The organism is Nocardiopsis sp. CNS-639 (assembly GCF_000381685.1).
Lineage (GTDB): Bacteria > Actinomycetota > Actinomycetes > Streptosporangiales > Streptosporangiaceae > Nocardiopsis > Nocardiopsis dassonvillei.
The window spans coordinates 129,723-144,068 of the sequence record NZ_KB906861.1 but is presented as its reverse complement, the minus strand read 5'-3'; the positions used below and the strand labels follow the sequence as shown (position 1 = coordinate 144,068).

9 protein-coding genes are annotated in these 14,346 nt (G+C 75.9%); 1 reads left to right on the top strand and 8 read right to left on the bottom strand.

Features of this window, described 5'->3' with window-relative positions:
* The first annotated feature begins 30 nt into the window (after window positions 1-30).
* On the top strand, window positions 31-2,097 hold the full coding sequence (locus tag G011_RS0114560; RefSeq protein WP_019609121.1) for a tetratricopeptide repeat protein: 2,067 nt from the start codon (window positions 31-33) through the stop codon (window positions 2,095-2,097).
* 86 nt (window positions 2,098-2,183) lie between these two features.
* Here G011_RS0114560 and G011_RS0114555 read toward each other — a convergent pair whose 3' ends face one another.
* From G011_RS0114555 to G011_RS0114520, 8 genes are all read right to left on the bottom strand, one after another.
* Window positions 2,184-2,657 (bottom strand): SRPBCC domain-containing protein, encoded by a 474-nt coding sequence (locus G011_RS0114555; protein WP_026338309.1) that lies wholly within the window; start codon window positions 2,655-2,657, stop codon window positions 2,184-2,186.
* A 239-nt stretch (window positions 2,658-2,896) separates the two neighbouring features.
* Window positions 2,897-5,500 (bottom strand): AMP-binding protein, encoded by a 2,604-nt coding sequence (locus G011_RS0114550; RefSeq protein ID WP_019609119.1) that lies wholly within the window; start codon window positions 5,498-5,500, stop codon window positions 2,897-2,899.
* The gene (locus G011_RS32495; protein ID WP_231391482.1) at window positions 5,497-7,902 is read right to left on the bottom strand and encodes a CoA transferase; all 2,406 of its coding nucleotides are present in this window, start codon (window positions 7,900-7,902) and stop codon (window positions 5,497-5,499) included. Before G011_RS32495 ends, G011_RS0114550 begins: the two co-directional genes overlap by 4 nt.
* Window positions 7,899-9,578 (bottom strand): class I adenylate-forming enzyme family protein, encoded by a 1,680-nt coding sequence (locus tag G011_RS0114540; RefSeq protein ID WP_019609117.1) that lies wholly within the window; start codon window positions 9,576-9,578, stop codon window positions 7,899-7,901. The genes G011_RS32495 and G011_RS0114540 overlap by 4 nt, the downstream gene beginning before the upstream one ends.
* The gene (locus tag G011_RS0114535; protein WP_019609116.1) at window positions 9,575-10,945 is read right to left on the bottom strand and encodes an NAD(P)/FAD-dependent oxidoreductase; all 1,371 of its coding nucleotides are present in this window, start codon (window positions 10,943-10,945) and stop codon (window positions 9,575-9,577) included. The genes G011_RS0114540 and G011_RS0114535 overlap by 4 nt, the downstream gene beginning before the upstream one ends.
* Window positions 10,942-11,928 carry a UbiA family prenyltransferase gene (locus tag G011_RS0114530; protein ID WP_019609115.1) on the bottom strand — a complete coding sequence of 329 codons (987 nt, stop codon included), beginning with the start codon at window positions 11,926-11,928 and terminating at the stop codon, window positions 10,942-10,944. Before G011_RS0114530 ends, G011_RS0114535 begins: the two co-directional genes overlap by 4 nt.
* Window positions 11,925-13,076, bottom strand: coding sequence for a DegT/DnrJ/EryC1/StrS aminotransferase family protein (locus G011_RS0114525; protein ID WP_019609114.1), 1,152 nt, complete (start codon window positions 13,074-13,076; stop codon window positions 11,925-11,927). The genes G011_RS0114530 and G011_RS0114525 overlap by 4 nt, the downstream gene beginning before the upstream one ends.
* The gene (locus G011_RS0114520; RefSeq protein WP_019609113.1) at window positions 13,073-14,278 is read right to left on the bottom strand and encodes a DegT/DnrJ/EryC1/StrS aminotransferase family protein; all 1,206 of its coding nucleotides are present in this window, start codon (window positions 14,276-14,278) and stop codon (window positions 13,073-13,075) included. Before G011_RS0114520 ends, G011_RS0114525 begins: the two co-directional genes overlap by 4 nt.
* Between the last annotated feature and the right edge of the window lie 68 nt (window positions 14,279-14,346).

Sequence of the window (14,346 nt, the reverse complement as noted above, 5' to 3'; positions counted from 1 at the left end):
ACCAATGCCGTGTACGGCAGCCCTTCGGCAATGGTGCAGGCGGGTGTCGTGCACGGCGACGTCCACATCGTCTCCGGGCCCGCCAGGTCCGCCGCCGTGCCGCGCCAGCTACCGCTGGCGGTCACCGGCTTCGTGGACCGCTCAGCTCACCTGCGACAGCTGGACGCGCTGGCAGCCGAGGCGCAGACGGGTGTCCCGGTCGCGGTGCTGGCCGGACCTCCGGGCGTTGGCAAAACCGCTCTGGCCATTCACTGGGCACACCGGACGCGAGACATCTTCCCCGACGGAGCTCTGTACGCCAGTGTGCACGGGCACGCTCCCGGCCCGCGTGCCGAGGCCTCACAAGCACTCGACGCGATCCTGCGGGCCCTCGGTGTTCCTCCTGAGCGCATCCCCCTGGATCTGGATGGCCGCTCGGCCCTCTACCGCTCCGAGGTCGATGGCAAGCGTCTCCTGGTCGTCATCGACGACGTGCTCAACCCAGGACAGGTCCGTCCCCTGCTGCCCGCCTCGCCCGGCTGCATGGTCGTGGTGACCAGCCGGAACGCGCTGCCCGGTCTTGTGGCACGCGACGGGGCCCGGCGCCTGACCCTGGACGTTCTGCCGGTGGCTGACTCAGTGGCCCTGCTACGGAGTACGGTCGGTCCCCGCGTGGACTCCGAGCCGCGTGCGGCCCACGAACTGGCCGAGCACTGCGCCCGCCTCCCGCTGGCCCTGCGTGTGGCGGCCGAGCGGCTGCTCGACCGGCCGGACGCGGCGCTGAGCGACCTCGTACGCGAACTGGCCGCCGAGGATTCACGTCTGGACGCCCTCGCCGAGGAGGACGAGTTGAGTGACCTGCGCGCCGTGATGACGGCTTCCTATCGGGCCCTGGACGACGGCACCGCCCGTTTCTTCCGGCGTCTGGGCCTGCACCCGGGACCGGAGTTCTCCTGCGGGGCCGCCGCCGCGCTCACCGGCAACCCGCAGGCGGAGGCCCGAAGGCTCCTGGATCGCCTGAACCGCGCGAACCTCGTGGAGCGCCCGCGCGAGGAGCGCTACCGGCTGCACGACCTGGTTCGTCTGTACGCGGTCGAGCGGGTCCGCGCCGAGGAGGGACCGGAGGCGGCGGGCGAGGCCGTCGGACGGGTGGCCCGGTGGTACACGCACGCCGCCGCCCGGGCCCAACGCGTGGAACACCCCAACTTCCCCGTCGTACCGGGCGACGGGCAGCCCGAAGAAATGCCCGAGTTCGGCTCCGTCCAGGACGCGCTGAACTGGTTCGAGACCGAACGCGCGAACCTCGTGGCCGTGGTGCGAGCCGCCCTGGACCACGGCCACCACGACACCTCCTGGCGGCTGCCAGCGAGCGTGTACGGGCTGTTCGAGCTGCACCGGCACTGGCACGAGTGGCGCGACCTGCACGCGGTCGGCCTCCAGGCGGCCGAGAACGGGGGCAACGCCTTCGGACTCGCGCGCAACCACCTGGGCATGGGCGACGCCCAGTGGCTGCTGGACGATCTCGACGCGGCCGTGCGGCACTACGAGTCCGCCCTGGAGGCCAACCGGGAGGCCGGGAACCCGTGGGTGGAGGGGTTCGCGCTGCGTCAACTGGGAGTGGTGGCCTGGCAGCGCGGCGAGCGCGACGGAACCGCTGTCGAACAGGTCAAGCGGGCCATCGCGGTCTTCCGTGAGTCGGGCGAGCGGCGCGGGGCGGCGATGGGGCTGCTGAGCCTGGCCGACTTCGGGGTGGACCTCGGCCGTTGGGACGAGGCCCTCGACCACAGCCGTGCGGCGATCGAGGCCTTCGAGGCCGTCAATGCCGACTGGAGCGTGGCCTGGGCGCGCTGCACGCTGGGCCGGAGCCTCACCGGATCGGGCCGGGCCGGGGAAGCCGTGACCGAGTACCGGCAGGCCCTGCGCGTCTTCGAGGAGCGCGACGACCGGGACAGCCGAGCGGTCGCCCTGCTGGGTCTGGGCGATGCCCGCGCCGAACTGGGCGACGCCACCGCGGCCCGGGAGGCGTGGAACGCGGCCCTGGAGTACCTGCGCGACCACGACGACCCGCGCGCGGACGAGGTGGAGGCACGCCTGGGCCGCCTGGCCGCCGACGGCTGAGGACCACGCGCGGGGAGGCCACGCCGATGCCCGGCAGGGCGGTCCGGTCCGGGGCGGACGTCTCCGTCCGGGGCCGGGCCGCCGGGTCAGCGCTCCACGTGGGCCGCGAGGTTGGCCAGGGACGAGGCCAGGGCCTCCTCATGGACGGCGTGGTCGATGCCCCGGGGCACGTCGGCGGCCTCGACGGTGACCAGGGTGCCCTCCGGGTCCGCGGTGAGTGTCCAGGTCATCGTCATCGTCCCGGCGAAGTCGGGGTCCGGGGACTCGAAGTCGATCCGCTGCACGACCCGCTCCCCGGGCACCAGCTCGGCGAAGGCGACCTCGGTGACGTCCTCCGTCGCCGAGGTCTTGCCGTGCCCCGCCCCCGGGTCGAGGTAGGTCAGCACCATGCGGAACCCGCCCCCGGGCCACGGCTCGAAGCGGTCGATCCGGCCGGTCATGCCCTCCGGCGGCAGCCAGGCCGCGAGGGCGTCCGGTTCGGTCATCGCCGCGTAGACCGCCGCCGCGGAGGCGCGGACGGTCCTGCTCCCCCGGTCGGTACGCGGTGATCTCGATGCCATGGTCGCCCTCCTCGAACACTGCTGTGCGTGTACGCGGGCAACCTAGCCGACACCGCCGACAGACCGGGCGCGCCCCGCGCGGTCACACCGTGCCCGGCATCCGACGCTTGGGGCGCGCCGGTGGCGGCCGCCCACCGGAGCCCCCCGCCTCCGGCCCCGCTCCCGGTCCCGCCGGGGGGTGCGGACCGGGCACCGGGCGCGGCGGCTCATCCCAGGCGCGACCGGCCGACCGGCGGGTGTCAGAGGGGGCGGCGGCCCTGGACCGAGTAGATCGCGCAGGAGCTGGCCCGGAAGGACGGGTCCGCCAGGAGCGCGCGCACCTCGGCGAGCCGCTCGTCGGTCATCCCCTCGTCCACGAAGGCGTCGCGCAGGTGGCGGGTGTGGTGCGCGATCAGGTGCACGCCGGGGGAGTCGGCGTTCCACAGCTCCAGCCGGGGCCGGGGGTCGATGTCCACCAGACCCGCGCTGCGCATCGCCTCGGCGGCGTTGCGCCCCCAGGCCGGGTCGGCTCCGGCGCGGATCATCAGCCTGGTCTTGGCCTCCTGGAACTCCTCGTAGAGCTTCTGGGACTCGGCGTCGGGCATGAGGAGCGCTGGGCCGTAGGTGATGTCGAACTCGTCGAGCTGGAGCACGCCGCCGGGCTTGAGCGCGCGCACCAGGCGGTCCAGGACCGCGATCCGCTCCGGGATGTGCAGCAGCACCAGCCGGGAGTGGATGAGGTCGAAGGCGGCCTCGGGCAGCGGGTCGTGGACCACGTCGTGGCGGACGACCTCCAGGCCCTCGGCGGCGGGGATGCGTTCGGGCTTGATGTCGGTGGCCAGCACGCTCCCGCCCGGGGCGACCCGGTCGGCCAGCCAGAGCGCGACGCTGCCGCCCCCGGCGCCCACCTCCAGGCAGTGCCACCCCGGCCCGACACCGGTCTGCTCCAGGCGTTCGGTGGTCATGGGGTCGTAGGCGGCGGCCAGGAAGCGGTGCTGGTCGAAGGCGTGCTCGCTGTGGTTGTCGAAGACGTAGCGCTGGTCCTCGGCGGAGTCGGTCACGGGTGTCTCCTTCGGCGTCGGTCGGGTCGTCGGGGCCGGGCGGGTCAGTCGGGTCAGTCGGGGCGTCAGGGCCGGTCGGGTCCCCCCGATCGGTCGGACCGTCGGGGCCGGTCCGTCCGGTCGGGCTACGGGGCCCGACGGGGTCGGACCGCCGTCCGCCGCCGCCCGGCTCGGCGGACGGTGCGCGCCGACGGCCTCGGCGGCGACGCGGGTGAGGGTGGCCGTGCACACCTTCCCGGTCGGGCCGAGCGGCAGTTCGGGCAGCACGACCACGTGTTCGGGCAGCGAGCGGACGTCCAGGCCGCGTTCGTCGCGCAGGAAGGCGATGAGCTCGCCCGGGGAGGGTGCGGCGGCCCCCTCGGCGGGGGACACGCAGGCGCACATGCGCTCGCCCAGGTCGGGGTCGGGGACGGGCACGCAGTGGGCCTCCGCGAGGGCGGGGTGGGCGCCGAGTTCGCGCTCCACCTCGGCCGGGAAGATGTTGACGCCGCCCCGGATCACGGTCCGGCGCAGGCGGTCCACCACCCGCAGCGCGCCGTCGGGGTCCAGGCGGCCCAGGTCGCCGGTGCGCACCCACCCGCCCGGGGCCCGCCGCTCGGCGTCCAGTTCGGGCGCGGCGACGCGGCACAGCGGTGTCATCGGGCCCAGGGCCCAGATCTCTCCGGTCTCCCCCCGCGGAACCGGGCGTCCCCGCGGGTCGCGGATGCTCACCTCGGCCACGTCGGGGGCGGGATGCCCGGCCAGGCCCGGCTCCCACGCCTTGGGGCGGCGGGCGGTGTGGCAGTTGACCCCGTCGGTGGAACCGTAGACGTTGATCACGGGCCTCCCGAAGCGGGCGGCGCAGGCGTCGCGGACCTCCCGGTGCAGCGGGGCGCCGCTGGCCACCACCGCGCGCAGGGACGAGGTGTCGGCCCGCTCGGGCAGCGCGGCGATCCGCCGCAGCATGGTGGGCACGCCTATCAGGTGGGTGGGGCGGTGCCGCTCGATCGCGCGCAGCGCGGCGGCCGGGTCGAAGCGGGGCAGGACCACCAGGGTCGCGCCGAGCCCGGCCAGGGTCACCGGCACCCCGCAGGAGCCGAAGGAGGAGGCCAGCGACACCAGGACCAGGTTGCGCATGGGGCCGGGTCCGGTGTGCAGCGCCGCCACGTAGTTGGCCCGGCCGCCCGCCATGGCGTTGTGGCTGTAGGCGACCATGCCGGGTTCGCCCTCCGAGCCGGAGGAGACCAGGACACGGGCCGGGGACTCGGGGTCGGGCCGGGCGGGACGCCAGTCCCGGACCGTCCCGGCGTCGGGCCGGTCCAGGCTGCGCGTCCCGGGCCGGGCCGGACCGAACGCCCACGTCCGGCGCAGGGTCGGCGGCGGGTCCGCGCGGCGGATCCGTTCGGCCCGCTCCGGGGTGGTGACGAGGTCCGCGGCACGGGAGCGGGCCAGCAGACTGCGCACGTCGGCCGGGGAGCGGCCGTCGGGGACGGGCAGCGCGACCGCGCCGACGGCGGCGACGGCGAGTTCGGCCACGACGGCCTCGCGCCCGTTGGGCAGCAGGACGCCGACGACGTCGCGCTCCCCCGTCCCCCCGGCGGCCAGCGCGGCGGCGGCGCGGCGCACGGCGGCGTCCAGCCCGGCGTAGTCGAGTGTGCCGCGGTCGTCGATGACGGCGTCGCGTCCGGGGTGGGCGAGCGCGTGCTCGTGGAAGAGGGAGTACAGGTCCCGGCCCGGGCACCAGCCGCGCGCGGTCCACCGCGCGCGCAGGGCGGCCGGGACCAGGTCGCGCAGTTCCAGGCCGTGGGACGAGGTCCAGGTCATCGGTTCTCCGCAGGCGTGTGAGTGGCCACGGCGCCGCCCGAAGACGTTGACGGTGTGGCGTGTGGGATCTCTTGGCCGGTGAACCCGCCGCTGGTGCCGCCGGTGCCACGGCGGGCGCCGACGGTGACACCGTAGGCAGGATCGTTCCGGACGGGCGCGCCCCGGCGTGCGGCAGCGTCACGTAGCCGCGTCTCGGCGCTCGGGGCGTCGGCGGCGGGTGCGAAACTCCACGGGGCCCGGACGCAGGACGCGCCGCCGACCGTGTCGAAGGCCGCCGCGAACGCCGGTGCGGCGGCCATCGCCGCCAGGTCCTCCACGAGGACGGGGCCGCTCCGTTCCCTGGGCGCGGTGCCGTCTCGTGGTCCGTTCCCGGTGCGGTCCCACCGCTCGGACACAGCGTCGTTCCGCTCGCCGGACTCGGTACCGCCCCGCCGCCCGGGCTCAGGGGCACCCCGTTCCCCGGGAACGGGGCCGCTCCGCTCCCCCTCTTCGGTCGCGGTGCCGCGTCCGGCGCGGCGCAGCAGCCGGGCCGCGTCCGACAGGGCGGTCCGGGCGCGGACCCCGGCGCCGGTGCGGGCGCGCAGCAGCAGCGCGGCCACCGCCCCTTCGGCAGCGAGGATTCCGCCGAGCACGTCGGTGAGGGTGAGCAGGGACGGCGCGGGCTCCTGCCCGGGTCCGGCCAGGAGGTCGGCCACCCCGCCGTGCGCCTGGACCAGGTAGTCGGTGGCCAGCACGCCGGGTCCGGGGGCCCGGCCGCCCCACCCGTCGGCGTGCACGTGGACCAGGCCGGGGGCGGGGTCGGCGAGGTCGTCGGGGCCCAGGCCGAACCCCTCGGCACGGCCGGGCGGCCAGTTGTAGAGCAGGACGTCGGCCGTGGCGGCCAGGTCGCGGGCGGTCCGGCGCCCGGCTTCGGTCTTGAGGTCGGCCTCGACCGCGCCCTTGCCCCGGTTCAGGGCCAGGAACCGGGCGGAGCGGTCACCCGCCATCGGCGCCACCCCGCGCATGGGGTCGCCGCCCGGGGGCTCGATCCGCACGACCTCGGCGCCGAGCATGGCGAGCAGCAGCCCGGCGAGCGGACCCTGCACGCGGTTGGTGGCCTCCACCACCCGCAGTCCGGCCAGGGGCGCGGCGGCGTCGGGGCCGAGCGGTGCCAGCGGGGCGGCCGGGGCACCGGTGGCGTCCCGCGCGCGCAACCGCCACTCCGAGGCCGGGTCGGGCTCCTCGGCCTTCCGGGCGTCGCGGATGAGGGCCAGGCTCATGCCCGTGTCGCGGGCGGCCAGGCGGACCCGGGCGAGGTCCACGGCCGCGATCGCGGCGGGGAGTTCGGGCGGCAGCGGGCACACCGCGGTGGCGAAGCGGCGCTGGAAGGGCGGCCACCCGGCGGCGATCGCGGACGGGGCGGCGCCCAGGTCGGTCCAGAACCGCAGCCAGACCTCGGCGTCCAGGGTCTCGATCTCGAAGCGCGCTCCGTCAACGGAGCGGAACGGCGGGGCGGTTCCGGCACTGGGCATCACTTCTGCCCCACCGGACACAGACGCACCACGACCGTCATCGGTATCCGCGCCGGGCGCGGACGAGCCCGTGCCAGCCTCGGAAGCGTTCCGACCGGTGTCGGCCTCACCGGTCACCGGCGCTCCGGCACCGGGCGACGCTCCCGCCCCACTGGTCACCGGCACTTCAGCACTGTGCGTCACTCCAGGCACACCAGATATGGGCGCACCACGGCCACCACTGGAGCTGGGCATCACTTCTGCCCCACCGGTCACCGGCGCTCCGGTACCGGACGTCACTCCTGTCCCACCGGAAAGAGTCGGGCCCGCCGAAGCTCTCTGGCCGGGGGCCGTGGCCGCGGCGACGTAGGGCCCCGCCGCGAGCAGGGCGGCCTGGGCCGCGGAGACCGACGCCGACAGCGCCGGCCCGCCGCGCGCCAGGGCCAGCGCGCAGGCCGCCACCGCCTGCGCGGCCAGCACCCCCGCGCACACCGACGCGTAGTCCACGCCCAGGAACCGGGGCGCTCCGCGGGCCCGGCCGTGCAGGTGCGCCAGCCCGCAGGCGGCCTGGACGTCGCGCTCCCCCGCCAGGGGCGCGACGACCGGCCCGGACCAGCCGATGGCGCAGCCGACCGGTACCGGCAGCACCCGGGTTCCCCCTCCGCCGGATCCGTCCCCGCCCGGGCCCGCGTCGGAACCGCTCCCGGCCGGACCCCACTCACCGGGGACGGCCACCAGGCCGATCCACCCGGCCGGTGCCTGCGGGGGCAGGGGCCCCTCGACCCGGGAGACCGCGCAGCCGAGCGCCTCCAGGCGCGCCGCAGCGATCCGCAGCGCGACCGAGTCGCCCACCGCCCGCGCGGCGGCCCCGGCCAGCGGGAGCACGGCCGCGCCCACCTGTGCGGCGGTCACGTCCACTTCCCCGTTCCGCAGGTGTCGGGGCGCAGGCCCAGCTGGTCGCGCAGCACGGAGCGGCGGACCTTGCCGGTACCGGTACGCGGCAGCTCGTCCCAGGTCAGCACCACCGGGTCGGCGAGTTCGGGCAGGTCGGCGACGGCGCCGCGCCAGGCCACGGTGTCCAGACCCCCGCTCTCGGTGGCCACCACCGGCACCGGGGGCCCGTCCGGAACGCTCAGGACGACGCACTCCAGCACCTCGGGCAGGCGGTCGTCCACGACGTCCTCCACCTCCAGGCAGCCGCCCTCGCGCAGGGCGTCCACCTCGCGGTCCACCAACCGCAGCGCACCGGTGCGGCTGAGGACGCCGATGTCGCCGGTGTTCCACCACGCGCCCACCAGCTTGGACCGCCACCGGCCCTCCTCGCCGACGTAGCCCAGGCACAGGGCCTCGGTGCGGCAGAAGACCAGACCGGGCGTACCGGCCGGGACGGGGCGCATGGTGCGCGGATCGACCGTGCGCAGCTTGGTGCGGGTGGGGATGGGACGGCCCAGGTGGCGGGTGGTCGGGTGGCGCTCGTTCGCCGCGGCCAGTGCCCGCCGGGTGAGGAACCGGAAGGTCAGCGGCCCGGTCTCGCTCTGGCCCCAGCCCTGCATCCACACCGGGCGACGGTGGCCGGTGGCGCCCAGGAAGGCGCGCACGGTCGGCGGGTGCACGGCGTCGAAGGTGCTGACGTAGAGACGCACCCGGTCGAACGGGGCGTCCCGCCGCTCCGCCTGGTTCTGCCAGCGCGCGAAGACCGCGGGCGCGGCCTCCAGGGTGGTGGGCCGGTGCCGCTCCAGCAGCGGCCCGGCCTCGGCCCAGGAGGCGCCGGTGACGACGGACAGCGCGGCCGGGGACAGCCACAGCACGCTGGCGGTCCAGGCGAGCGCGCGCCCGTGCGCGAAGGAGTACGCGCCCGTCACCGTGTCGTCGCGGCGGCTGCTCAGCACGGGCCAGCGGTGCGCCTCGAACCCGGCCAGGCGGCGCATGATCGTGCGGGTGGAGTGCGGGACCAGCTTGGGCACGCCCGTGGTGCCGGAGGTGTGCATGATCGCCAGGGGGGCGTCCAGGTGCGGCCTGCGCGGCGGCGGGGCGTCGGTGCCGCGCACGTCGTCCAGGTGCAGGACGCTCCCTGCCGGGCCCCCTCCCCCGACGGGAACCCCGTCCCCGACCGGCATTCCGTTTCCGCCCGGACCCGTGGCCCCCGCCGGGCCGTCGACGACCAGGGTGCGGGTCGCGTGCACGGCGGGGTCGGCCCCCGCCTCCCGGGACGCCGCGAGCAGGGCGGCGTCAGTGACCAGCAGCGCCGGGTCCAGCCGCTTGAGCAGGACCTCCAGCGCGTCCGGTTCCAGGTGTGCCGACAGCGAGGCGGGCACCGCGCCCAGTCGGGCGGCGGCGCAGTTGAGCAGTACGTAGTCCCAGTGGTTGCGCTTGGCGATCGCCACGCGGTCGCCGGGCCGCACACCGGCCGCGGCGAGCCACCCGGCCGCCTCGCGCACCAGTTCGGCCACCCGGGGCACGTCCAGCTCGGCGCCCAGGCCGGGGGCGATGTCCAGCGGCCTGCTCAGGTGCACGGCGGTCGTGGAGCCGCGCGCGACCAGGTCGTCGAAGAGGGTGCCCAGGTGCAGGGGCTTGGTGAACAGCGTCATCGTCGTCGGTCCTCACTGGGGGCGGGAACGGGGGTCGGGGCCGTCGAGGCGAGGAAGGCCAGGACCCGCGCGACGGCCGTGGCCGCGGAGGAGACCGCGCCCTCGCTGCACGGACGCAGCGAGATCCAGTCCCCGGCGTAGTCCACGGCCGCGGGCGGGCGGACGGCGAAGGCGGAGCGCTCGCGCAGGGCGCGCGGCCCCGCGGCGGGCAGGCCGTGGCGGAAGCGGTGCACGCGGACGGCCTCGACGCGTCGGGACAGGCCGGGCAGCAGGAGTTCGGCGCGCGCGGTGAGCCGCTCCGCCACTACCGCGTCGGAGGCGTCGAGGAGTTCGGCGGCGCCGCGCGGGGAGGCGACCAGGGAGACCAGGCCCCGTCCGGGCGGTACCCGGCCCGAATGCTTGTTGTGGTCGGCGGTGACCACGTTGAGCAGCGGGTCCTCCAGGGCGGGCACCAGGGTGGCGAAGCCGCCGCGCGCGCCGGCCGGTTCCATCGGGCGGTCCAGGACCAGGGAGACGCGGAGCATGGGCGCGTACTCGCAGGCCTCCAGGTAGGCGCGCTCGACGGCGGACGCGCCGGGGTGGAGTACGGCCGCGACCGGGGCGGGCACGGCCAGCACGGCCGCGCGGGCGGTGACGGTGCCAGCCGGGGACTCCAGCCTGACCCCGTCGGGGCCCGCGGACACACCGGTCACCGGATGGCCGGTGACCACGTCGAGCCGGTCGGCCAGGACCCGCGCGAGGGTGTCCATGCCGTCGCGGTAGGTGCGCCAGCGGGCGCTGCTGCCCGCGGAGACCAGGTGCGCGGCGAAGGGGGCGGCGGCCGTGTGCTCGGGGTCCCAGCCGAAGAACCCGGCGGCCAGGGCGCCGAGCAGCCGGTAGCGCAGCTCCGGATGGTAGGGGCGGAGCAGTTCGGCGAGGGTGCGCGCGCCCAGCGGGGAGCGCTCGGGGTGTTCGGGGTCCAGGCCGAGGCGGGCCAGCTGGATCTGGAGGCGCAGCAGGTCGGCCCGCGCGCGGGGGGACAGCCCGGCGCCGGTGAGCAGGCCCAGGGGGCGGCCCACGTGCGGTCGGGCCCGGCCCTCGCGCCAGGACGCCAGGGCGCCGCGGATGCGGGGCACCGCGCCGCGGTCGGCGTCCAGGCCGACCTCGCGGATCAGCCGCCAGGTGGCCGGGTAGGCCTTGGCCGGGGGCAGCATCTCCGCGCCGGTGTCGATGAGGCAGCCGTGCTCGCGCAGGGTGCGCATGCGTCCGCCCACGGCCTCGTCGGCCTCCAGGACGCGGACCGAGCGGCCCGCGCGGGCCAGCGCGTGCGCGGTGGCCAGTCCGGCGGGGCCCGCTCCGACCACGGCGACGTCGAGCCCCTGGCTCATACGGCGCCTCCCAGGAGCACGGGGGCCAGCAGGTGGGCGCCGATGAGCAGGACCACGGTGACCCGGTGGGTGTGGATGGCCAGGCGGCGGGCGCGCAGGATGTCGCCCCGGACGAACCCGATGAACAGCTGGGCCACCCGCATCAGGAAGACGGGGGCCAGGACGAGCGGGAACCACCACGGGGAGATCCCGGCCAGGGTGGAGCCGCTGATGAGCAGGCTCTCGGCCGCGGTCGCCGCGATGATGAAGGCGGTGTTGAGGCGCCTGGGCACCAGAGCGGCCACGGTGATCCGCCCGGCGGCGCGGTCGCCCGCGGCGTCGTTGGTGTTGGAGTACAGGCCGAAGAGCATCGGGCCGAAGCCGAACAGCAGGGCCTGCACCACGACGAAGCCGTTCAGCTCCCCGGTGAGCAGACCGTAGGGCACCAGGACCCAGCCCACGCCCAGACCGATGAGGAAGACCTCCTGGAAGCCCCGGTAGCTGATCTTGAGGCCCCAGGAGTACTGGACCGAGGCGACCACGCACAGGGCGGCCAGGGCCACCGCCCAGGCGGGCCGGTGCGGGGCGACCAGGACGACCAGGCCCCAGAGCAGGGCGCTCGCCGCGGTCGCCGCCCAGGCGAAGCGCAGGGCCTGCGGTTCGGTGAGCGTCCCGGCGACGAGGGGTTTGCGGGCCAACCGGCGGCGGGCCGCGTCCGAGCCGTAGTTGGCCGCGTCGCTGCCGTCGCGGTAGCCGGTGACGTCGTCGAAGGCGACCATGGCGGCCACCACGGCCACCTCGGCGAGCAGGATGAGCAGGAGCAGCCCCAGCGTGCCCGGCTCCCAGCGCAGCGCGGGCGCGAGCATGGCCAGTACCAGGGGCAGGCCGATGTAGTAGTCGTAGATGTCGAGCTTGGCCAGCCGCGCGTAGGCGGCCAGGGTGCCCCGGGGCGGTGCGGCTGCGGGCGCCGGTCCGGCGGGGGGCGCGGCGGTGTGGTCGGTCATCTTGCTCTTCCAGAATGGTCGGCGAACGCGCACACGGTGTCGGCGATGTGCTCCACCTGGGCGTCGTCCAGGTGCGGGTACAGCGGCAGGGAGATGTTGCGCCGGGCCGCCGACTCCGCGTTGGGCCAGCGGGCCCCGGCCCGGGCGTACGGGGCGAACGCGGGCTGGGCGGGCAGGGCGCGCGGGTAGTACACGTGGGTGTCGATCCCGTGCGCGGACAGGTGGACGCGCAGGTCGTCGCGCTCCTCGGCCAGGAGCGTGTAGACGTAGTGGCAGCGCCCGTCGCCGCCCGTGGGCGGCGCCGTGATCCCGGCTCCGGCCAGTTGCGCGAACCGGCTGGAGTAGTAGGTGGAGATCTCGGCCCGGCGGGCGAGCCGGTCCTCCAGCCCGCCCAGCCGGTGCAGCTGGAACTCGGCCATCACCTCGTCGAATCGGCTGTTGAGGCCGATCCGGTGGTGCAGGAAGCGGTGCGTGCCGTCCTGGCCGTGGTTGCGCAGCATCCGCACGCGCACGGCGAGTTCGGCGTCCGCGGTGACCACCACGCCGCCCTCGCCGGGCATGCCGAAGGTCTTGACCTGGACGAAGGAGTAGACCCCCGCGTCGCCCCACAGTCCGGCGGGGCGGCCGCCGAGGGTTCCGCCCTGGGCCAGCGCGGAGTCCTCGACCAGGCGCAGCCCGTACTGGTCGGCCAGGTCCCGGAACCGGGGCATGGCGGCCATCATCGAGAACACGTGCGCGGGCATGACCGCGCGGGTGCGCGCGGTGAGGGCGGTCTCGGCGGCGTCCGGGTCCAGGGTCAGGGAGACCGGGTCGATGTCGGCGAAGACCGGGCGCGCGCCGCGTTCGACGACGGTGCTGGCCAGCGGCGCGCAGCCGAAGGCCGGTACCACCACCTCGTCGCCGGGGCCGATCTCCATGGCGGCCAGGACCAGGGTGAGCGCGGAGGTGCCGCTGGAGCAGGCGACGACGTCGGCGGCGGCGAGGCGGTCGCGCAGTTGGCGTTCGAGGCGGGCGGTGCGCTCGCCGAGGATGAACTTCTGCGCGCCGCCGGTGCCGGTCGCGTGGACGGCCTCCAGCAGGGCGTCGCGGTCGGCGTCGAACAGGTCGGGGGCGAAGAAGGGGATGCGGTGTCCGGTCGCCGTGGTCATCCGTGCCTCCGAACGCAGAAGTCCTCGATCTCCTCGCAGACCCGGTCCGCCTGGGCGTCGGTCAGGTCGGGGTAGAGCGGTAGGGCCACCGCCCCCTCGCAGGCCGCCTCGGCGCGCGGGAAGTCGCCGGGCGCGTGTCCCAGGTGGGTGAAGCAGGGCTGCAGGTGCAGCGGGATCGGGTAGTAGGTCTCGGTGCCGATCCCGGCCTCGGCCAGGTGGGCGACCAGGGCGTCGCGGTCGTCGGCCTCGACGAGGTGGACGTAGACGACCCGGTTGCCGCCGGGGTGGGGCGGGACGGCGCCGGGCACGGCGCGTATCCCGGGCAGGTCGCGCAGGCGGGCGTCGTAGCGCGCGGACAGATCGGCGCGGCGGGCGATGTCGGCGTCGAGGCGGGAGAGCTTGGCCAGCAGCACGGCGGCCTGGATGTCGTCCATCTTGCTGTTGCAGCCCGCGACGACCGTCGGGTTGGCGATGCCGGGGAAGTCGTCCAGGGTGCGTCCGGAGCGGCCGTGGTGGCGCAGCGCCCGCGCGGTCTCGGCGACGGCGTCGTCGTCGGTGAGCAGCGCGCCCGCGTCGCCGATGGCGCCGAGGGTCTTGGAGGGGAAGAAGGACAGCACGCCGCCGGTGCCCAGCAGCCCGGCGTGCACGCCGCGCAGCCGCATGCCGATGGCCTCGGCGCTGTCCTCCAGCACGGTCAGGCCGCGGCGCCGGGCGACCTCGCGCACGCCCTCCATGTCGGCCAGGCGGTCGAACAGGTGGACCGGCATGACCATCCGGGTGCGGGAGGTGGCCACCGCGTCCACCGAGGCGGGGTCGATGCCGTACCCGTGCTCCTCGATGTCGGCGAAGACCGGGACGCCTCCGGCGAGGACGACGGAGCTGGCGGTGGCGACGAAGGAGTAGGCGGGGACGATCACCTCGTCGCCGGGGCGCAGCCCGGCGGCGCGCAGCAGGATGACGAGGGCGTCGGTTCCGGAGTTGACGCCGACCACGTGCCGGGCGCCGGTCCAGCGGGCCAGGGCGTCCTCGAACTCGGCGACCATGGCTCCGTGCGAGAACTTGCCCCGGTCCATGACCCGGAGGCAGTTGTCCCGGATGTGCGGCCACAGTTCCGCGAAGCTCCGGGACTGGTCGAAGAAGGGGACGGGGAGGCGTGTTCTGCCGGGGGGCGCCGCCTCGGGGGGTTCGAGCGTTCTCTTCAACTTCTCCACGTTTCTACGCTGCGGGAGGGGGGCGATCGGCGGCCGGAGCGGCGGGCCCCGGCCGGGTC